Origin of the sequence: Gynuella sp. (genome assembly GCF_050297175.1) — a bacterium.
Lineage (GTDB): Bacteria > Pseudomonadota > Gammaproteobacteria > Pseudomonadales > Natronospirillaceae > Gynuella.
This window is the reverse complement of record NZ_JBNKSF010000035.1, coordinates 360,928-381,158: the sequence shown is the minus strand read 5'-3', so window position 1 is coordinate 381,158 and position 20,231 is coordinate 360,928. Positions and strand designations below refer to the sequence as shown.

At 49.0% G+C, this 20,231-nt stretch carries 15 protein-coding genes; 8 read left to right on the top strand and 7 right to left on the bottom strand.

Features of this window, described 5'->3' with window-relative positions; translation table 11 throughout:
* Positions 1–18: 18 nt before the first annotated feature.
* Together ACQY6I_RS14800 and ACQY6I_RS14795 are read right to left on the bottom strand one after the other, a co-directional pair.
* The gene (locus tag ACQY6I_RS14800) at positions 19–2,370 is read right to left on the bottom strand and encodes a penicillin acylase family protein (RefSeq protein ID WP_428242268.1); all 2,352 of its coding nucleotides are present in this window, start codon (positions 2,368–2,370) and stop codon (positions 19–21) included.
* A gap of 117 nt (positions 2,371–2,487) precedes the next feature.
* On the bottom strand, positions 2,488–2,739 hold the full coding sequence (locus ACQY6I_RS14795) for a hypothetical protein (RefSeq protein WP_428242267.1): 252 nt from the start codon (positions 2,737–2,739) through the stop codon (positions 2,488–2,490).
* A 252-nt stretch (positions 2,740–2,991) separates the two neighbouring features.
* Here ACQY6I_RS14795 and parC point away from each other — a divergent pair, with 252 nt between their 5' ends.
* From parC to ACQY6I_RS14780, 3 genes are all read left to right on the top strand, one after another.
* Complete coding sequence (parC, locus tag ACQY6I_RS14790; protein ID WP_428242266.1) at positions 2,992–5,241, top strand: DNA topoisomerase IV subunit A; 2,250 nt, start codon at positions 2,992–2,994, stop codon at positions 5,239–5,241.
* A gap of 230 nt (positions 5,242–5,471) precedes the next feature.
* Positions 5,472–7,715: an EAL domain-containing protein gene (locus tag ACQY6I_RS14785; protein ID WP_428242265.1), complete on the top strand. Its 2,244-nt coding sequence runs from the start codon at positions 5,472–5,474 to the stop codon at positions 7,713–7,715.
* Positions 7,712–7,975, top strand: a complete 264-nt coding sequence (locus ACQY6I_RS14780; protein ID WP_428242264.1) for a late competence development ComFB family protein — start codon at positions 7,712–7,714, stop codon at positions 7,973–7,975. The genes ACQY6I_RS14785 and ACQY6I_RS14780 overlap by 4 nt, the downstream gene beginning before the upstream one ends.
* 2 nt (positions 7,976–7,977) lie before the next feature.
* On the opposite strand, the gene melR is transcribed toward ACQY6I_RS14780, so the two are convergent.
* Positions 7,978–8,832 carry a transcriptional regulator MelR gene (melR, locus tag ACQY6I_RS14775; RefSeq protein WP_428242263.1) on the bottom strand — a complete coding sequence of 285 codons (855 nt, stop codon included), beginning with the start codon at positions 8,830–8,832 and terminating at the stop codon, positions 7,978–7,980.
* 101 nt (positions 8,833–8,933) lie between these two features.
* Here melR and ACQY6I_RS14770 point away from each other — a divergent pair, with 101 nt between their 5' ends.
* The 3 genes from ACQY6I_RS14770 (at position 8,934) to ACQY6I_RS14760 (ending at position 13,192) form a co-directional block, all read left to right on the top strand.
* Complete coding sequence (locus ACQY6I_RS14770; protein WP_428242262.1) at positions 8,934–11,054, top strand: alpha-galactosidase; 2,121 nt, start codon at positions 8,934–8,936, stop codon at positions 11,052–11,054.
* A 420-nt stretch (positions 11,055–11,474) separates the two neighbouring features.
* Entirely contained in the window at positions 11,475–12,200 is a 726-nt protein-coding gene (locus tag ACQY6I_RS14765; protein WP_428242261.1) for a dienelactone hydrolase family protein, read from the top strand.
* Between the two features lie 341 nt (positions 12,201–12,541).
* Positions 12,542–13,192 carry a hypothetical protein gene (locus ACQY6I_RS14760; RefSeq protein WP_428242260.1) on the top strand — a complete coding sequence of 217 codons (651 nt, stop codon included), beginning with the start codon at positions 12,542–12,544 and terminating at the stop codon, positions 13,190–13,192.
* A gap of 86 nt (positions 13,193–13,278) precedes the next feature.
* Here the strand turns inward: ACQY6I_RS14760 and ACQY6I_RS14755 are convergent, their stop codons facing one another.
* From ACQY6I_RS14755 to recQ, 3 genes are all read right to left on the bottom strand, one after another.
* Positions 13,279–13,716 (bottom strand): hypothetical protein, encoded by a 438-nt coding sequence (locus ACQY6I_RS14755; protein ID WP_428242259.1) that lies wholly within the window; start codon positions 13,714–13,716, stop codon positions 13,279–13,281.
* Positions 13,717–13,855: 139 nt separating this feature from the next.
* Positions 13,856–14,647, bottom strand: a complete 792-nt coding sequence (locus tag ACQY6I_RS14750; protein WP_428242258.1) for an alpha/beta fold hydrolase — start codon at positions 14,645–14,647, stop codon at positions 13,856–13,858.
* 120 nt (positions 14,648–14,767) lie between these two features.
* Positions 14,768–16,573, bottom strand: a complete 1,806-nt coding sequence (gene recQ / locus ACQY6I_RS14745) for a DNA helicase RecQ (protein ID WP_428242257.1) — start codon at positions 16,571–16,573, stop codon at positions 14,768–14,770.
* 124 nt (positions 16,574–16,697) lie between these two features.
* Here recQ and ACQY6I_RS14740 point away from each other — a divergent pair, with 124 nt between their 5' ends.
* Positions 16,698–17,678 carry a DUF3014 domain-containing protein gene (locus tag ACQY6I_RS14740; protein WP_428242256.1) on the top strand — a complete coding sequence of 327 codons (981 nt, stop codon included), beginning with the start codon at positions 16,698–16,700 and terminating at the stop codon, positions 17,676–17,678.
* Between the two features lie 39 nt (positions 17,679–17,717).
* Here the strand turns inward: ACQY6I_RS14740 and ACQY6I_RS14735 are convergent, their stop codons facing one another.
* On the bottom strand, positions 17,718–18,995 hold the full coding sequence (locus ACQY6I_RS14735; RefSeq protein WP_428242255.1) for an MFS transporter: 1,278 nt from the start codon (positions 18,993–18,995) through the stop codon (positions 17,718–17,720).
* Between the two features lie 337 nt (positions 18,996–19,332).
* Here ACQY6I_RS14735 and djlA point away from each other — a divergent pair, with 337 nt between their 5' ends.
* Positions 19,333–20,142 (top strand): co-chaperone DjlA, encoded by an 810-nt coding sequence (gene djlA, locus ACQY6I_RS14730; protein ID WP_428242254.1) that lies wholly within the window; start codon positions 19,333–19,335, stop codon positions 20,140–20,142.
* Positions 20,143–20,231 lie beyond the last annotated feature (89 nt).

The following is a 20,231-nucleotide window of genomic DNA, read 5'->3' as shown; positions in this document are numbered from 1 at the left end:
AGATCAGGCGTTCTGTTTTTATTCCTCTGGCCTTATTTCAAGTGTCCACTGGGTCGGACCCGGCAAAAATGAACTGGCACGTCCCTGAACCCAGTCCTGATGGCCTTTACCATAATAAGGTGACATCGGATGGCCGGCCTGGCTGGTTGGCATGTTGAATATACCACTCTGCTCATGACCGGGACTGACGACCATACGATCAGAGCTACCAAATGCAGGACCCTGCACTCTGGGCATATAATCATCACCATCTACGGGTTCTTGTGGCATATTCAGCCAGGATGATAGAAAAGGCAGTGCCCTGGTAAGCGGATGGGTCAGATTCAGAGTATTGTATTTCCCCCAGGTCTGCTGTTTCAGGGGCCCTTTACCATCTTCGGTTAAATCATCAATGCTGTTATTCAGACAGGTCACCAGGAACACCTGCCAGGAGTCATATCCTTCCGGTAATAGATGTTCGGGCTGTTCTGATACCAGTGCCCAGGCTGGATAATCAACATACTCTATGACAGCAGGGATCGAAAAAAAGCGGCTCTGTTCTTTGATTTGTTGATAAAGCCTGCCAATCGTCTGATCGATAACTTCATTACGGAACTGTCGAACCAGACGGTAAGCAACGGAGTTTTTACTCGCTCTGCCCTGCCAGTTTTTCAGAATGCTGTCCACGCCTGATTGGTGATTGACGGCTGGATCATCCAGCAGGCCTATCATCAGTTCATGCCAGCGTTGTAAAAAGATGGCCCGGTCATCCAGCTGGATCGCCAACAGATCTGCTTCTGAAAACTCTGTTTTCGCCTCCAGATCGTCACGTATCTGTTGCGCACGAGCGCCAATGTCATAGCCGCTGTTGCCGATTTTTTTCAGCTCGTCACCAGAAACCACCTGGGAATTCGCGGTCCAGATGCGGCCATTTCGATCACGTTTGACCATCGGATATTGTTCTGGTGCCAGAAAACCCTGCCAGGATTTATCGCCTCGGGACCAGTCTGAAGGGAACTCACCATCCAAACCAACCCGTTTGGGAATACGGCCAGCGATAGTCCAGCCTATGTTGCCCTGACTGTCTGCAACTGCGAGGTTTTGGTGTGGGATTCCGATGAGAGGGGCATAGGCGAGCGCTTCATCCACTGTATTTGCTGCTTCCAGTCGCACCAGATTAGCATTGGTTCCATCATGCTCCAGTGCCACCCATTTAATGGCCAGCGGGCGCCCTTGGTTATCCTGGCCAATGACTGGTCCCCAACGTGTAAGGCGGACAGGTTCGAGCACTGAAGTGCCATCGTTGATATAAATTTTTTCCTGATCGATGGTGAAACTTTCCCAGCCTGTTGCCGTCAGATACATGGTATCGGAGTCATTGGTCTGCAATGTGATGATGTCGCTCCAGTCGCCATAGGCATTGGTAAAGCCCCAGGCAATATGGCCGTTGCTGCCGGTGATCATAAATGGGGTCCCAGGCAGGGTGATACCCGTTAATTGCCGCTGTAGCTGGATATCCAGCCAGGAAGCCCGATACCAGATATTGGGGACTCCAAGGGTCAGATGGAGATCATTGGCTACCATGGCACTACCAGTCGTGGACAAATTGCCACCAATGGCCCAGTTATTGGATCCTAACGCAGGCTGAGCAGCAATGCTGGCCTGTTGGGATGAGAAAGCAGGCCAATCGGAGTCGGGAATCAGGAGAGGATTCTGAGGTTGTGGGTCGGTAATCATAGCATCCCACTGTCCGCTCCTGGGTTGTAGAAAGTTGTACCAGGCGGCTGGCATAGAGTCTTTGAGTACCTGCATGGACCGCTCAAATCCACCATCGCCCTGTTGCAGGTTCAGATACATGGACAGTAGACATAAAAGACTGTCGCTGACTTGCCAGTCCAGGGGTTTTTGTCTGAGCAGCCAGTACTCAAAGGGACGGCTTTTCAAATTGTGCAGACCATAGTTTACACCTTCTGCATAAGCTTGTAGCAACGTTCTCTGGTCGCTGGGAATGGCTTTTACCATGTTCTCGGCACGTTGTCTCAGCTGAAACTTCCGGTTGTGTTTATCCCGCTCAAGTGCCGACGGACCGATCAGTTCACTGAGTTCACCCGCAGCATTGCGACGTAACAGATCCATTTGAAAGAAACGTTCCTGAGCATGTAGAAAACCGATGGCAAAGGCAGTGTCACTGCGTTGTCCCGCCTCAATCAGAGGAACGCCGTTGCTGTCTCGGGAAATATTAATGCTCTGACGAACGGGCACATCGTTGAGCTGCCCTTCAAGCCTGGGCAGACTGCCCTGCAAATTAATGTAGGTAGTGACGCCTAATGCTGACACCAGCATCAAGATCAGACAGAAGAAGTAGAAGAAAACACGCACCAGTCTAATCATAAGACTTTACCCGAGTCAGATTGAAAATTGTCGGACTATGGTAGGGAAAAGGGGGAAGATTAGAAAGCCGGGGGAGCTAAATTGCCGGAGAGTTGCCTTTGTCCTTTGATCGGATGCTTATTCGGTCATACTGCTGCTGTTTTTTTCTCTGACAATCAATGTTAACAATATAACCAGTGCCATGGTCAACAGCGGTCCGGTTGTATTCAAATGGGGGGTCTGGGAGACCTCCTGTTTATTCGCAGAGCAATTTCGGGAGTGGGCATTCTGGCCACACTGATCATGCACTGACACTAGATTTCCTGCCATGACCACGGGCGTACTGACCAATAAGGCAGCCGAGATCAGCAGGGTAATGATGGCTTTCATAAAAACTCCACAACAGACAACTTAAAGACAACCCATCACTGGTTATTTTCGAAACGGTATTTCACTTCAAAATGAGAACTAGTTCAATATGTTAACGGACCTAGTTAGAAAAAATTAAGTATATTTTGTGTATCTATGCCTATTTGGGCGTTTGTTTTGTCAAGCGGGCAGGTTTACAAGGCTGTAATTGTCTTTTTGGGTCTCAACTGACACACTACGCGCTGAAATTAAACCATTGATATCATTGAATTTATGTCTGACCCCAAATTCCAAGACGGAGTGGAGACCACCTCGCTTAGCCAGTTTACTGAGCAGGCCTACCTCAACTACTCCATGTACGTGATTCTGGACCGGGCTCTACCGCATCTGGGTGACGGGTTGAAGCCCGTTCAGCGTAGAATCATTTATGCCATGAGTGAACTCGGCCTGAAGGCGAGTTCAAAATATAAGAAATCTGCCCGAACGGTAGGTGACGTGTTGGGTAAGTACCACCCTCATGGAGACTCTGCCTGCTACGAAGCGATGGTGTTGATGGCTCAGCCATTTTCTTATCGCTATCCGCTAGTGGACGGGCAGGGCAACTGGGGATCTCCGGACGATCCTAAATCCTTTGCCGCCATGCGTTATACCGAGTCACGGTTGTCAAAATTCGCGGAGCTGCTGCTGAGTGAGTTGGGACAGGGCACTGTGGAATGGTTGCCAAATTTTGACGGCACGATGGATGAACCCGCTATATTACCGGCCCAGGTACCTCATGTGCTGCTCAATGGGGTAACAGGTATCGCTGTTGGTATGGCAACGGACATTCCGCCACATAATCTGCGTGAAACGGTCTCAGCCTGCATCCATTTGCTGGACAATCCGGAAGCGACAGTTCCGGAATTGATGACTCATATTAAAGGTCCGGATTATCCGACGGCGGCGGAGCTGATTTCGTCCCGGGAAGACATTCAGAAGATCTACGAGAGTGGTCGTGGTTCGTTGCGGATGCGGGCCAGATATATGCGTGAGAACGGTGATATTATTATCACCGATTTACCGCATCAGGTTTCGGGTTCCAAAATCATGGAACAGATCGCCCAACAGATGCAGGCCAAAAAACTGCCCATGGTATCTGATCTGCGTGATGAGTCAGACCATGAAAATCCGACCCGCCTGGTCATTGAACCACGCTCAAACCGGATTGATGTGGAAGAAGTGATGGCACATTTATTTGCTACCACGGATCTGGAGCGAACCTACCGGGTGAACCTGAACATGATCGGTGTCGATGGCCGGCCGCAGGTTAAACCGTTGAACCGGATACTGACTGAATGGCTGTCGTTTCGTACTGATACTGTGACCCGCCGGTTGAATTATCGACTTGAGAAAGTCGAAGCCAGGTTGCACGTCCTTGATGGTTTGTTGATTGCCTTTTTAAATATCGATGAAGTCATCGAGATTATTCGTCATGAGGATGAGCCCAAGCCGGTCCTGATGTCACGTTTCAATCTTACCGATACCCAGGCTGAAGCCATCCTTGAGCTGAAGTTGCGGCATTTGGCCAAGCTTGAGGAAATGAAGATTCGGGGTGAGCAGGAAGAATTGGCTCAAGACCGGGAAAAGCTGCAGAAGATTCTGGGTAGTCCGGCACGTATGCGGACGCTGATTAAAAAAGAATTGATGGAAGCCGCGGAAAAATTTGGTGATGATCGTCGGACGCCTATTGTTCAGCGTGCCGAAGCCAAGGCTCTGAGCGAAGAGCAACTGGTATCTGCTGATCCGATCACTGTGGTTTTGTCGCGTAAAGGCTGGATTCGTTCGGCGAAAGGCCATGACTTTGATGTTTCCGGGTTGTCGTATAAAGCTGGCGATGAATATGCCTCCTGTGTCAGAGGCAAGTCCAACCAGAATGTGTTGTTACTGGATTCCACCGGGCGGTCATACAGCGTTGCCGCGCATACATTACCGTCTGCCCGGGGGCAGGGAGAGCCGCTAAGTGGTCGCATCAATCCTCCACCCGGTGCCGAATTTAAAGGCATGTTAATGGGAGCATCGGATCAACAGGTATTGCTGTGTACGACTGCAGGTTACGGTTTTGTTGCTCGGCTTGAAGATCTCGATAGCAAAAACAAAGCAGGTAAAGCGGTCATAAACGTTCCCGACGGTGCAGACGTTATGATGCCGTCTATGGTTCGGCAGAAGGAAACAGACCTGATTGCTGTGGTCAGTAACGAGGGGCGTTTGTTGGTTTTCCCAGTGCAGGATTTGCCAGAGCTTGCCAAGGGTAAAGGCAATAAAATGATCGGTATTCCAACTGATCGGTTTAAAGCCGGTCAGGAATATATGATTGGCGCGATTATTGTGTCGACAAACGATATTCTGGTCATTTCCGCCGGTAAACGTAATCTTAAACTGCGTTCTGGAGATCTTGAGCACTATCGTGGTGAGCGTGGTCGTCGCGGTAACAAGTTGCCTCGTGGATTCCAAAATGTTTCCTCTATGATGACTGATTCGCAGTAAGTCTATGTTTTGATCCGGGCCTTTGACGTAAAAAAGGCCCGCTTATCGATACAAATTCTGCGCTGTTGATCAGTTTTAAATACCCTCCATACCTCTTTCTCCAAATGAAGACACTTATACGATTATTTCCATGCGTCAAAATCTGATCTGGTTAACGAACGGATATATTTTCCCGTTATTTATCTGATTCAAGTGCTAAGCTTATTGTTAAAAACCATGGAAGTGACGATGTGCGTGTATTTCTGAATACTTACCTGACACTGGCATTGTTGGGCGTACTGGGCACTGGGATTGTCACCAGTCTGCTGGCATTGAAAACTGGCGTACAGTTGCGGGACCAGTTGCTGAGCAGTGCCTCCGAAACCTATGTAAATGATAGGGCACTTAGCGAACTTCAGGTGTACTTGGATCGTTATGAGCGAGTCATTTTTGGAGCCTATTTTGAGCAGCTTCATCCGGATCAGTTTCGGGCTACAGCAGATGAGCTGCATGAACAGGTTTCTATCGAGATGAAACAGCTGCAGCGGCAACTGGCGAATATGGACGCAGTAAGCCAGCTTGACAGTCTGCTGCAAACTTATTTTGTCACCGCCGGTATTATCATTACTGAGTTGGGGCAGTCACCCATCAATCACTTGGCTGTGCAGTATCGGCTACAGCAGATGTTACAGCTGGAAATAAAAATGCATCCGGTCATGGCTGAGATCAGTGACTTTTTTGACCGGTTCGAACTCAATGCCTCGACTGCACATGACCATGAAATTTCGCGCCTGACTATATTGACTGTCGCATTGAGTATGATCGTTCTGGTGGTATTTTCTCTGCTTGGCTGGTTGTTGTACCTGTTGATAGTCAAGCACAGCAAAATCAGAATGCTGCAGGCTTTTCCGGAATATAACCCGCATCCGGTTATGAGCCTTACCGAAGATGGTCAGGTTGCGTATGCCAATCCAGCTTCTTATCAGTTGTTGAACGTTTTGAAAATGCCGCCTCAGAATGTTTCCGCATTGTTGCCCAAGAACCTGACCTCGTTGCTTGAGGAGATCAAAAACTCTGATCCGCCTCATCGTGATTGGTTTGGTGCTTTGGGTTATCGACAGTTTCAGTATCGGGTACATTATTTGTCGTCACCGCCACAGCTGCATGTCTACATGGAGGACGTGACCGAACAGGAGCGTATCAAAAATGAATTGGTTTATCGTGCTTCCCACGATCCAGTGACTCGTCTGTACAACCGTTTTCAACTATACGAAGACCTCCAGAATAATAATCGTCACGGTATCAGTTATTTATTATTGATCCAGTTCCATGGTTATGATGATGTTTTGTCCTCCCACGGGCAAAACCATGTCGACATGGTCAGTTCCGAAATCGCCGAGCGTATGAATACTCTCACAACCGACTATCGGGTGTTACGGGCTGGTTATCGGTGGGCTGACGAAGTGTTTGGTATGACAGTGTTATCGACGGATCAGGATTCCCTGCTGGAACTGATGGAAAAAATTCATCATCGGCTGGCGCGACCTTATGGCCTGGGTGAACTGGAATTTCTGATGCGGGTCAGAATAGCCAGTACGGTCATTACCGACAATGATAGGGCCGGTTCTTTGATATCACGTTGTCAAACTGCTTTGCGATTGTCGCAGGATCAGAAAACCATCTTTTATCATCCGGCCATGGGCGAAGCCTACGAGCGTCAGCGAATGTTGGAGAAAGGGTTGGAAACGGCACTTGAAAGAGATGAGTTGTACTTGTGCTTTCAGCCACAGATCAGCCTATCTACCGGGCTTATTGTCGGTGCAGAGGCTCTGTTACGATGGCAACATCCTGGGCTGGGGAATGTCCCGCCGGATGAGTTCATCTCTGTGGCCGAGGCAACCGGCATGATTATTCCCATCGGTGACTGGGTGTTGCGTCAGGCGTGTGAATTTTGGGGGGAACTGAAACAACAGGGCATCATTGATCAGGCCGTTGTGGCGGTTAACCTCTCGGCAGGACAGTTTCGTCATACCGGATTGGTCAACATGATCCGGGAAATCGTAAGTACCACTGGGATGCCTTACGATCAGTTGGAGCTGGAAATTACCGAAAGCCATTTGATGCATGACCTTGATGCTTCGGTTGAAATCATGAAGCGTTTGCAGGAGCTCGGTGTCGCTCTGGCCATAGATGATTTTGGTACCGGCTATTCATCGTTATCCACGTTAAATGGTTTTCCTCTGGACAAACTCAAGATCGATCGCAGCTTCGTGGTTGGTATCCCTGGTAACCGTTCCAATGAAACGCTGGTCGAAGCTATTATTCAAATGGCTCATGCGTTGAATCTCAAAATTATTACCGAAGGTGTCGAAACCAAAGTGCAGGTTGAGTGGTTGAAGAAACATGGCAGTAATGAAATACAGGGCTATTATTTCAGTAAGCCATTACCTCGCGATGAATTTGTCGCATTTATCAAGCAGGGACAAATACTATGACGATCGAAGCGGATATCAAGAATTTTTATGAAAACCTGGTGGTTGAAGAGCTGTATCAAAAGCATCAGCAACAGTCGTTCGAAATCAGTGAGCTTGAGGATATCGCTTGCGTGGCACTTAATCATCTGCCACCACGTTATTACCGCCATTCTGTGGATATGGCATTTTATCTATCGCGCCAGGAACTTGGGGAAATGCGCAAAAAAGTGGAAGAAGCAGTGGAAATCGGCATCAAAGTTGTATCAGAAAAGAAACGATAAGGTTATTTGCGCTGAAAGCTGTCACGATACTGTTTAGGTGTCATGCCAACTTCTTTCTTGAAGGCGTCGTACAGCCGGCTGGTGGAACTGAAGCCTACTGCCAGTGCAATATCCATGATGGGGCGTGAGGTGTCTGATAGCAGCGCCCGGGCGTGACTGGTTCGCAGGGAATTGACGTAACGCTTGACTGTCATTCTCATCACCCGATGAAAATGCTGCATGACGTATTTTGGGTGGAGATTGACATGCTCAGCAATATCCACCACGGTAATTCGGCGATCATAATTCCGCGCAATAAACTGCAAAATTTTTTGGATATGGGTGAAGCTGGACGGATGACCAAAATGCTGACTCCGGCTACTTGCTCTGTCACTCAGAACTTCGCGCCAGCCATAATGACTCAGTTTTCGTAATAACAAGATCAGCTCCTGTTCAACCAATTGCCGCAGCTGCTGATCCCCATCCTCGTATTCCTCCCGCCATTTAATCAATTGCTGTTGGCTCAACAGGTTTTCCTGTCTGGCGGTCAATACTGCGCCATTCATCAAGCGGTTAACCAGACTGTGTTCCAGTGGCCAGGATAAAAACAGATGTACCGGAAGGTTCAGAATTCCCATAAACGGACAGTCGTGACTGTTGGTCAGTCGATGAACATGTGCACCCCAGAAGATTGATACCTGGTCTGCTGGAATCAGAACATCCTGGCCATTAAAGGAGTAGCTGACGGGCTGGCCAAAGGGGATATTCACTTCCAGGTGACCATGCCAGTGGTTGTGTTCCATGACCCAGGGCTTGTGAGCCTCAAAGACAATTTGCTGGGGATGATCGAACAGGCCCAGAGGGCTGTCTTGTTGCACTGCACTAACCTTACTTTTTGGGAAATAATTTCGCCATTTTGGGATATCCCGGAAGGATCTGGCAACCTAAACTGTTAAAAAATTAACGAGGAGTCGTATTCATGAATGTCTGGTATCGCCTGCATGGCGCACGGTCGTCGATAGTCATCAAATCCTGTCAACATGGACTGCCAGAGGTGGTCTATTGGGGGAAGACGCTAAAGTCGGTATCAGACGATGAACTGGCCGGCCTGACTGATGCGGTATTGACGGCTGGATATCTGGATCAGTTCCCGGTTTTGTCGATCATACCGGAACTTGGAGCCGGTTTTCATGGCGAGGCTGGACTTGAGGGGCATCGCCAGCGACAACATTGGGCACCACGTTTTCAGGTGACGGCGGTGGAAACATCTGACCGGGAACTGGTGTTTGATGCTCGGGATGAGGTTGCCCAACTCATGCTGACCATTAAAGTGACCATGGATACCGAAACCGATGTCGTCGGTTTTCGCTCCAGCCTGACCAATACCGCTGACAGTGAGTTTTTACTGCATCGATTGGGCAACACCGTCAGCCTGCCTGCATATGCCGATGAGTTGTTAACCTTTCATGGGCATTGGGCCAGAGAGTTTGTCACCGGACGACAGCGCTGGCCGGCTAACCGGGTGGTTAAAGAGAATCGCAAAGGACGTACCTCCAGTGATGCTTTCCCAGGGATTGTTGCCGGGACTCCAGGTTTTAGCGAACAGAGTGGGGAAGTGTACGGGTTGCATCTGGCTGCCAGTGGTAATCATCGTTTGGTGGCGGAAAAAGCTGTTCAGGGTGGACGTTATATTCAGGCGGGCGAGTGGTTGTATCCAGGAGAGGTTGCCCTAGCGAAGGATGAAAGCTATTCGACGCCGTGGCTCTATGGTAGTTGGTCTGGTGACGGTTTGAGTCAGATGTCGCTGCAGTTTCATCGGTTTTTGAAAAAACGCCTACGTCTGGATGTTGCCACTCAACCACGCAAGGTACATTTTAACTCCTGGGAGGCGCTGTATTTTTCTCACGAACCGAAAGCCCTGCTCAAACTTGTAGATCAGGCCGCGGCAATTGGTGTGGAGCGTTTTATTCTGGACGACGGCTGGTTTCGCGGACGCAATGATGATACCGCCGGTCTTGGAGACTGGTATGTGGATGAGCGGAAACATCCCGGCGGATTGCAGTATCTGATTGATGCGGTGAATCAAAAAGGTATGGAGTTCGGTTTATGGTTTGAGCCGGAGATGGTCAATCCTGATTCCGATCTGTATCGGGCGCATCCTGATTGGGTACTGAAACTGGACGGCTACGACCAGGTACTTGGGCGCAATCAGATGGTGCTGGATTTGTCCCGGCCCGAAGTATTTGACTATCTCTATGAGCGTATCGACAGTCTGCTCAGTCAATACCGAATTGACTACATCAAGTGGGATATGAACCGGGATCTTGTTCAACCAGGATCGGCTGGTGTTGCGTCGGTACATCGGCAGGTGGAAGCGCTCTATCGGTTGATGGCCAGCATTAATGATGCTCATCCGACGGTGGAAATTGAGTCCTGTTCTTCCGGTGGTGCCCGAATCGATTTTGAGATCTTGCGCTATACCCAACGGGTTTGGGCTTCGGACTGTATTGACCCGGTAGAGCGGCAGCGTCTGCAACAAGCTTATTCGATTTTTTTCAGCAACGAGATCATGGGGTCCCATGTCAGTGTTGAAAAAGCCCACACGACCGGCCGTTCGACCAATCTGATGTTTCGGTTGATGACCAGCCTGTATGGACACATGGGACTGGAGCTGGCACTTGATAGCCTGTCGGCAGACGATGAAACCACTGTCAGGCAACTATTGAAGTATTACAAAGACAACCGGACATTTTTTCATACTGGTGACTGGATTAGAGTGGATACACCGGAATCGTATCTGCTATGCAATGGCGTGGTTTCGACTGATAAGCGACGTGCGTCGTTTACGATAGCGGCACTGGATCGCTGTGATTACCTGATGCCGGGTCGCTTGCGACTGACTGGTTTGGATCCGGAAAAACGTTATAGCCTTACTGCCATTCACGATCCTTATGCTCATCACGGTCAACTCCGCCCCAACCGGACACTGGCCGCTGATGCCGGTATTTATAGCGGTGATGCGTTGATGAAAATAGGTATTCAGCTACCGGTTATCGATGTTGCCAGTGCGATTATTTATGATTTGAATGTAGTGGAATAACCCATCTTCCATTAACCCGGCAATCAATTAGATCGTCCTGATCTCTTTGATAGTTGCTCCGGGAGATCTGACTGTATTGTGTGAAACACTTCGGGAACCTCTGAAAAATGGCCTATTTTCCAGAGGACCCTTAGATTTCTCCGGGGTTGTCACCAATGGTGTGATCTGACCCCTCGGGGCCTCTCGCTGTATCATACGATTGACCCGACCGAAATGTTTGTCAGGTGAATACAATCCAGCTAGTACAGAGAAACCGTTCAATTTCATACAGACATGGGCAAAAAAGAATCCTTTGAATGGATTGAGTGAAGATAGCCGCCGATGGTTCCAGTGTATTGTATCGAGTGATAAATTTGGTCCTTACGTCTTCGGTGACGAGTCATCTGCAGACATTTTTTTCTGGACGACGGAGAACAACCTATGAGTGAAGTCGTAGTCAAACCGGTGGCCTACAATCATGATGGTCGATCTTACGAGGGTCGCCTGGTGTATGTAGAAGGCAGTAAGCCAAGTCGCGGACTGTTGATGGCCCCCAATTTCAAAGGTATCAGTCCATTGGCGATTGAAGTCGCCAGTCAGCAGGTGAACAAAGACCGTGTGATCCTGGTGCTGGATCCTTATGGTGTGGAATTTCATTCCGCATCTGATGATCAATTACGAGAAGAGATGCAGCGAACGGTTCAGGATAATGCCGGTCTGCGCAGTCGGTTACAGGCCGCTTATGAGGTGTTGAAAACCGAGGCAACGGCAATGGGCGTCAAAGCTGACAACCTTGCAGTCTTTGGTTTCTGTTTTGGTGGTGCCTGTGTTCTGGAAATGGCCCGTGCCGGCGTGCCGATGAAGGCATTTGTATCTTTGCACGGTCTGTTGCAGACACCAAACCCGGAGCAGTCCAAAACCCCTGCCGGACCGGTACTGGTATTAAACGGGGCCGATGACCCACTGGTATCCGAAGCGACAAGACTGGCGTTCGAAGCTGAGATGACGGGTATTGGTGCTGATTGGCAACTGGTGAATTTTGGTGGGACCCTGCACGCGTTTACTGACCCTTATGCCAATATCCCAGGCAGGACTCAATATAACCCCGTTGTTGCCAGACGTGCATTTGCCATGATGCATGATCTGTTTGACGAAGTTATGGCCTGACCGAAATAATCTGGCTGGTCAGTTAGCCATTCGTGACCAGTCAGTCATCAGACTCTCCCCGTTTTGTTTTTGCGCCGCATCTTTGCGAGGGCGTTCTCTCTGTTTTTTATTGTGACTCCCTATCTGTCGGGCAGGTTGGGTATGGCATCAGTGACTGACTAGACAGTTTTAGTACATAGCTGTTCGACCGTATGGGCCGATCATATTATAGTTGGCGACCCAAAATGGTGCGCTTTAGGTCATGTATTGATGCGGTGTTTTTGTTCAACACAGCTAAACTCAAAGTCACAGATAGCGTCATCGATTTTCATTCCGATCATCCATCTGAAAAGGAGTATTCAATGAATATAACCCAAAGCAATATCCACCCGTTTTCAAAACTGTTCAACTTGCCCATCAGGTGGGGGGCTTGTTTGTTTTTGGCTATAGGCACAGTTGGTTGTACAGACTCGACCGAAGAAACTGCTGATCTGCCGCTTCCCGCCAGCGATCCTATGATGGTTCAGTGTGATGGCGGTGAAGCTGCTGCCTGTCTGCAATTCGCGGATCGTTCTGATGACGCGCTGTACTGGAATAAAAAAGCCTGCAGATTGGGAAGCCCTGTGGGCTGTGCCAATGTGGGCAATCAGTATTACGCAGATGGAAAAGCAGGAGAGGCGGTATCGTTCTGGGAAATGGGGTGTAGCCTTCGTGATCATGTAGCGTGTACCAACCTCGGTGTCCAGCATCAACAGGCCGGCGAAAATCTTTCGGCACTTCAATACTTTGGAAAATCCTGTCTGTTGGGAGACGGTTCAGCCTGTGTCAGTTGGAAAAATGTCGCCGGACAGATCTGTTCAAGTGATTTTGACAGTTGCTATAACATAGCGGTGTCTTATGAAGGCGAATCGGTGGGAGACGATGTCTATATGCAGACGATCGCATGTTCGTCCGGTCATCAGCCTTCGTGTGAATGGTTGAAAGAAAAAGGTATCGATAACGCCGCGAACTAAAAAATGTTGTACCGCGAACAACGCGGTTGCGATGAGCCAGCCTGCATAGATATCAGGCTGGTATTGAGATGAGAGCGAATCAGGTATTATTCGTCTGAACAGACGACATCTCTTTCCTGGCAATAAAAATCATCTACACCGCCAGCCAGACATTTATTAATTACATTAAATGTTGCGGCGGCTTTATTTAAGGATTGTGCCATAAAACGCTTCTCTGAATGAGTCAGGGTACAGGCCCATTGTTTTTGGCTGCCATCGACGATTTCCACCGTAGAGTTGTTGTCGGTACTCGTGGCCATGTTTTCCAGTCTTGATTCAAGCTCGTTGATCTGAAATTCCAGCTGATTTACACGATTATTGATTTTGTTTTCATAGGCATTGAACGCGGCGAATACATCATCCTGTTTCAGGTAAACGGTCTCTGCATATGAAATGGCTTCAACATCGTTCAATTCAGCGGGGGTGGTGGCACAACCGGTAAACGCACAGGTTGCGGCGAATGACAGGAGGTAACGGTAGTTCATTATGATCCTTATATTCGATAATTATTTGTTGTTAGAACATGATTCAGCCGGATAGTTGCAACTGGCTGAGGTGTCTTAAAATGATCAGGGTTATTTTCCGTGCGCCTGATGGATGACAGTGTCTGATGAGTACACTGAATTACCGCTGAATTTGTTCAAAATGAGTCGTTATGAGAGTGGTAAATTTGTCCGGGTTTTCCAGTGGCAGCATATGATTGGCATCTTCGATTTCACGCAGCTGGCTGTTTGCAATGGCATGATGTACAGAGGCTGAAACAATACGAAACAGGTTTCGGGTCTGGCTACCGTAAGCAACCGTGATGGGAATGCTCAACGCTGCCAGTGAGGAGCTATCCAGCCTGGGAAATTCACTTCGATCCAGTTGCAGTGGCATGGTGGCAGCATGTTCGAGTTGCTGTTTTTTGAGTGCCTCTGGTTGCGAATGAAAGTAACCAGTCTGGTTACCCGAACCGTCGATTAATGCTTCCACCGCTTTATCCAGCTGATCCTCTGCAACGGCTTCAAATACCGGGCCAAACATTTGTTGGGCGTCTGTGCCCAGTAGTGTCATGTCTGTCTCAGTAACGCAACCTGGAAAGCCGGGTTCGTAGATCACTGCACTGGCAATTGGCAGTGAATGTTGGGTTAAGGTATTGAGTACGATATCGGCGCCGTATGACCAACCTATCAGGTGGATATCTGAGCGTGTTGGGAAGTTCATGCGTAAAAACTCCGCCAGGTCCTGTGCATGAGTATTCAATCCAAATGGGCCTTCGGATCGGCCACCAAAATGACGTTGTGTCAGTGATACCATTTCATATTTGTCCTGTAGCAGGTTCATGTGTGGTATCCACATGCGCTTGTCTGCCAGGGCTCCATGGACCAGGACAATCAACTCTCCTGACCCGGCACTGAGGTAATCTATGTTCATGAAAAATTCCATTAGATTGATGGAGTATTAGAAGGTGTTATAAATGCACTTGTGTGCGGATGCCGCTATTACTTGTCGATGCATCAGCGGATTCCTACCGTTAAAAGCAATGAAGCAGGTTCATTCGGCATATTCCTGCAGAACCTCCAGAAATGCATCGCCAAATTTTTCCAGTTTCGACTCACCCACACCGGAAATGCCCAGTAACTGATCTGCTGTTTCTGGATGATACTCCATCATTTCCATGAGGGTGGCATCGTGAAAGACCATATATGGAGCGATACCGAATTCGTCGGCGAGGCTTTTCCGGCAGGCTCGTAATGCATGCCAGAGTTCACGATCATTGTCACTGACTTCATTGTAGCGGGAGGCTTTGGTTTTACGGATATTTTCAGGTCGGGTTTCGATATCTTCACGCAAAAACAGCTGTATTTCACCCCGTAATAGTGGGCGGGATTTTTCCGTCAGACTAATGGCGCCGTATTGGTCTGCATCGGAATGGATAAATCCCTTCACCAGCAGTTGTCGAACAATGGAGCGCCATTTCTGCTCGCTCAACTCAGCACCGATGTTAAACACGCTTAGGTGATTGTGCCCGAGATCCTTCATCCGTTCATTCATTTTGCCACGTAGTACATCGATGACGTGACCGGCACCAAAACGTTGACCGGTTCGATAGATACACGACAGCAGTTTGCGCGCCGGTTCAGTGGCGTCCCAGGTTTTTGGTGGAGTCAGGCAGGTATCGCAATTGCCGCAGTCGGTTTCATGTTGTTCGCCAAAATAAGCCAACAGAGAACGACGTCGACAGCTGGTTTCTTCGCACCATCCCAATAAGGCTTCAAGTTTGGCCTTTTCATTGCGCTTGAAGATTTCATGGGCTTCGCTGCGGTCAACCATCTGGCTTAAATGCATGACGTCATTCAGACCATAAACCATCCAGGCTTCGGCGGGTTCGCCATCGCGGCCGGCACGGCCGGTTTCCTGATAATAAGCCTCCATACTTTTGGGTAGGTCCAGATGGGCCACAAAGCGTACATCGGGTTTATCGATCCCCATACCAAAGGCGATGGTTGCCACCATGATGACCTCTTCTTCACGCAGAAAACGGGTCAGGTGATGAGCCCGTAACTCCGTTGGCAATCCTGCATGATAAGGCAGTGCATTCAGACCACGGCTTTGCAGCCATTCGCTGGTCGCCTCCACTTTTTTCCGTGACAGACAATAGATGATGCCTGAGTTGCCGCGCTGGGTAGCCAGAAATTTGATCAGCTGTTTGCGGCCATCCTGTTTGGTCTGAACCGAGTAACGAATGTTGGGGCGGTCAAAGCTGCTGACAAACTCTTTGGGGGTATTGAGTTCGAGGCGCTGAACAATTTCTTCCTGAGTCCGTGGGGTGGCCGTCGCGGTCAGTGCCATTCTTGGTACCCCGGGAAACGCCTCACGTAATTGATTCAATTGCAGATAATCGGCCCGGAAATCGTGGCCCCATTGGCTGACACAGTGAGCTTCATCAATGGCAATCAGAGAAATCTGAAATTGTTGCAGCCACTGTAATGTGCCGGGCTGCAGCAGTCGCTCCGGAGCGATATAGAGCAGATCGATGTTTCCCTGGCGCAGATCATAAGCGACGGTTCGTCGTTGATCCTGGCTTAGAGTTGAGTTTAGGAACGCGGCTTTGATACCCAGTTGCGTTAAGGTGGAAACCTGATCCTGCATCAAGGCAATCAACGGTGACACGATAATGCCCAGACCTGGGCGGATCAGTGCGGGGATCTGATAGCACAGGCTTTTACCGCCACCTGTTGGCATCAGTACCAGCACATCCTGTCCGTTCAGCGCGGATTCGATGATGTGCTGCTGTTGACCGCGAAAGGCGGAATAGCCATAAGTGTGTTCGAGTAGATATAAAGCCTGTTGGAGCATTGCCTGAAATTTACCAGCGTAAAAACTTCGTAGAATACCTGAATCCCTTGGAAGGCAATACCGCTTTACCTTAGTATTGAACGATCTCTGTATATATCCGGTCAGAACGTGGAGTCGCAGTCTTATGGTAAAAAAAGGGCAGTCAGTTATTTTAAAGCGTCGGAATCAGCAGGGACGGGTTCCGCTGATTTATATCATGATTTTGCTGATTATTATTCTGGCCATCGTGATTGCCGGTTTTGTATCCAGTAATTTTTTCAGCGATCTGATCGCTGATCAAGATTCATCGACCACGGTTAAAACCGTGCCTATTCCTGCCACACCCTCTAACGCCACACCTAATGGACAGTCCGTGCCGTCAGGACAAACAGCCGATCAGACGGGCACTGCTGAAACGCTGGATCCGGATTTTGATGAGCAGCTGGTGGAACAACCGGAAAAAACAGGAGCTCCTTCAAAGGTATCTGAGCCAGTAACCCTGGCAACCATTGATGATCTGGGGAGTACCGATACACCACCCAACGCTGAGGTGATTCAGGAGCGGGCCAGAGAACTGTACAACGACGAGCCTTCGGCTGATCTGATCAGTCAGTGGGTACTGACTGATAATCTGGTGTCCCGTTTTGTCACAGTGATCAATGGTATTGCTGACCATGACATCGTCTACCGGCAGATGGTGGTGCCAACTCCCAGAAGTAACTTTATTGCCAAGGAAACATCGGCCGGCCTCGCTATCAGTGAAAACAACTATGCCCGTTATGTGACCTATATCGACATGATTGCCAGTCTCAAAACCTCAACCTTGGTGGCAACCTACAAGGTTTATCTGCCGCGATTTGAAGAAGAGTTTTCGTTGTTGGGCTATGGCAATATCACGTTTGCGTCACGTACCCGGCAGGCCTTGCAGGTCTTGCTGGATACCAATCCGATTGAGCAGACGAATTATTACCTGAAACCCCAGGATGCCTATGGCCGTTATGAGTTTTTGGATGAGGGAAATGAAGCTCAGGATCCGATCCAGAAGCTTTATGTTCGTATGGGCAAAGCCAACGAGATGCGATTGAAGCGCAAAGTTGCTGATATTCTGACCGCGCTGAACCAATAAAGGATTCACCCCGTCAATGTTCATCGACGGGGTAATGGATTAATGTCTGGCTAGCGGATGGCGATAGGAAAACAGACTTAATATTGTGCTGACCAGTGCGTATGTTCCCAAAGCCGTCAATAACTGATTGGCGGTCATGCCATGATCAATCAGAACACCCAGCAGTATCGGTGAAGCCGACGTACTCAAAATAATCAGGGATGTTATGAGCGAGCGGATGCTGCCAAGATTACCAGTACCGTAGACCTCTGCCCACATGGAACCAATGACTGACCCCATCATACTCATTCCCAGCCCCATCATGATCATCATAACAAAGGCCATGTAGATATGGTCCAGAGCGCCAGTCAGGAACAGGCCAATGGCAAAAGGAATACCCAAAAAGCTGAATAAACGGGTGGCACTGTAGCGATCAATCAGTGGTCCTGTCACAAAGGATGCACACCAGTGAATCACCCCATAGACGGTAAAAGTCAATGCAAATAATGCGCTGGACCAGTGTTTTTGTTCAAGAATAAAACCCTGATGAATGAATATTCCGGTGACGGAAAATGGTGGCATCAACACCAGTGGCAGTGCACACCAGAAGCGCCGATCAGCCAGCAGTGTTCGTCGTGACCCGTCGGCATGATTTGAATGTCCGCTGGGTGTCGCTGTTTGTTCTGACTCTGCCGGGCTTGATACTTTCAACAACCACAATGCCATCGGCAGAAACAGAAATGGGACCGTCATGGCGACTACCAGCCAGGTATATTGCCAGCCAATGGCGGCGATCAGCGCAACTGCAATTGCCGGCAATATTGCTTCTCCCAGTGGCACCCCATTAGAAGAAATGCTCAATGCTTTACCACGATTGCTGGAAAAATATTTTGAAATTGCAGTGCCGGATGTATGCGGCAACAGACCCTGACCAAAAAAACGTAACATAAAAAAAGCCAACACCAGCATGCTGGTGTTGCGGACCTGAGACATGAACAGTGCTGCCAGGAACAGTCCGGCGCTGGACAGCAGGACAAAATGCTGGATTTTGATCCTATCGATCAACCCTCCCAGCATCATGATGCCAAGACCGCTCACTACGGTGGCGGCGGAGTAAGTCAGCCCATAAGTGGTTGCTGTCAGGTTTAGGTCCCGCTGGATGGCAGCTCCAAACCAACTGATAAAAAAAGACTGACCAAAATTACCCCAGAAAACCGTAATGAGTCCAAAACCCAGCATTGGCCAATAGCGCCGGATCAACGACACATAATTCAGTGAAACCGCCACGAAGAGAATACCCGTAAATCTATTGTCAGATTTTGGTTTTAACAGTCTCATAGGCTTTCAGCAAGAAGAGTCCGTCGGTTTATCTGGTGAACAGGGCGAAAATACTGACAGTCGTCATGATCACATAGGATCCATGTGTTTGCCGATTGACTAGGGGAAGCTAAAGGAAGGCGTCCGGAATATCGGTTGATCTGTTCTATAGATTGTTATTCCGCAATTTATGCCGGGTTTTGAAAAGATGTTTGAACCCATGCCTCATTAATTTTGTTTGGAGAATGAAAAATTTTGCTGCCTTCAAGGGATTATCCCAACCATTAATAGGTAAGATATAGGTCGCCGGGAGGATCCGGCATAACTCAATGTAGGGCTTGCAGACGAGAGGTATCAGATGAGCTGGTGGGGAAAAATAGTAGGCGGTGCTTTTGGCTTTCTGGTGGGAGGACCCATAGGTGCATTGTTGGGAGTGGTGTTTGGGCATAATGTTGATGTGAGTGCCAAACACTTTACCCGCGTAGACGGACCCGACCTCTCTCCGGGAGAACAGGAACGTGTGCAGATGGCTTTTTTCACGGCGACGTTTTCAGTGATGGGGGCAGTGGCCAAGGCCGATGGTCAGATATCCAAAAATGAAATTGCCATGGCCGAAACGGTGATGCAGCAGATGAATCTGTCTGCTGAGATGCGTCAGGCTGCCCAAAAGCTTTTCTACAAAGGCAAGGAGCCGGATTTCCCTCTTGAAGACGTGATGAAGCAATTGCGCAGTGAATGTGGCCGGCGCGCTAACCTGATGCGCATGTTTATGGAGATTCAGGTCCAGGCCGCCTATGCCGATGGCGAATTACACCCCAGTGAAGATGCGTTGTTATTGCGCTTGTGTCAGTTGTTGGGATTTCACGAAGATGTGTATCGCCAGATTGAAGCGCTGGTTAAGTCGGCTATTGGCATTGGTGGGGGGTATCAGCATTCTGGCCGTCAGGCTGCACCAGCAGAACAGTCTATGTCCCGGAAGGAGGCTTTTGAACTGTTGGGTATAGGATCGGACAGCTCACAGGCCGACATCAAAAAAGCTTATCGACGGTTAATGAGCCAGCACCATCCGGATAAACTGGTTGCTAAAGGGTTACCTGAGGAAATGGTCAAGCTGGCCACGGAAAAAACCCAGAAAATTCGCGAAGCCTATGAACGGGTGAGGAGCTAATTACCGGAAATCATCAATAATTCTGGATGTCGCCAAATCCAGTGGACACCGGTGCATATTTATGACTGTAGCCATTGGGTGTGACCGAT

Coding starts and splice junctions, on each gene's coding strand:
- ACQY6I_RS14780 (WP_428242264.1), top strand. CDS start 7,712: ATGACGATCGAAGCGGATATCAAGAATTTTTATGAAAACCTGGTGGTT.
- recQ (WP_428242257.1), bottom strand. CDS start 16,573: ATGCTCCAACAGGCTTTATATCTACTCGAACACACTTATGGCTATTCC.
- ACQY6I_RS14765 (WP_428242261.1), top strand. CDS start 11,475: ATGAGTGAAGTCGTAGTCAAACCGGTGGCCTACAATCATGATGGTCGA.
- ACQY6I_RS14800 (WP_428242268.1), bottom strand. CDS start 2,370: ATGATTAGACTGGTGCGTGTTTTCTTCTACTTCTTCTGTCTGATCTTG.
- ACQY6I_RS14770 (WP_428242262.1), top strand. CDS start 8,934: ATGAATGTCTGGTATCGCCTGCATGGCGCACGGTCGTCGATAGTCATC.
- ACQY6I_RS14735 (WP_428242255.1), bottom strand. CDS start 18,995: ATGAGACTGTTAAAACCAAAATCTGACAATAGATTTACGGGTATTCTC.
- ACQY6I_RS14795 (WP_428242267.1), bottom strand. CDS start 2,739: ATGAAAGCCATCATTACCCTGCTGATCTCGGCTGCCTTATTGGTCAGT.
- parC (WP_428242266.1), top strand. CDS start 2,992: ATGTCTGACCCCAAATTCCAAGACGGAGTGGAGACCACCTCGCTTAGC.
- ACQY6I_RS14750 (WP_428242258.1), bottom strand. CDS start 14,647: ATGAACATAGATTACCTCAGTGCCGGGTCAGGAGAGTTGATTGTCCTG.
- djlA (WP_428242254.1), top strand. CDS start 19,333: ATGAGCTGGTGGGGAAAAATAGTAGGCGGTGCTTTTGGCTTTCTGGTG.
- ACQY6I_RS14760 (WP_428242260.1), top strand. CDS start 12,542: ATGAATATAACCCAAAGCAATATCCACCCGTTTTCAAAACTGTTCAAC.
- ACQY6I_RS14740 (WP_428242256.1), top strand. CDS start 16,698: ATGGTAAAAAAAGGGCAGTCAGTTATTTTAAAGCGTCGGAATCAGCAG.
- ACQY6I_RS14755 (WP_428242259.1), bottom strand. CDS start 13,716: ATGAACTACCGTTACCTCCTGTCATTCGCCGCAACCTGTGCGTTTACC.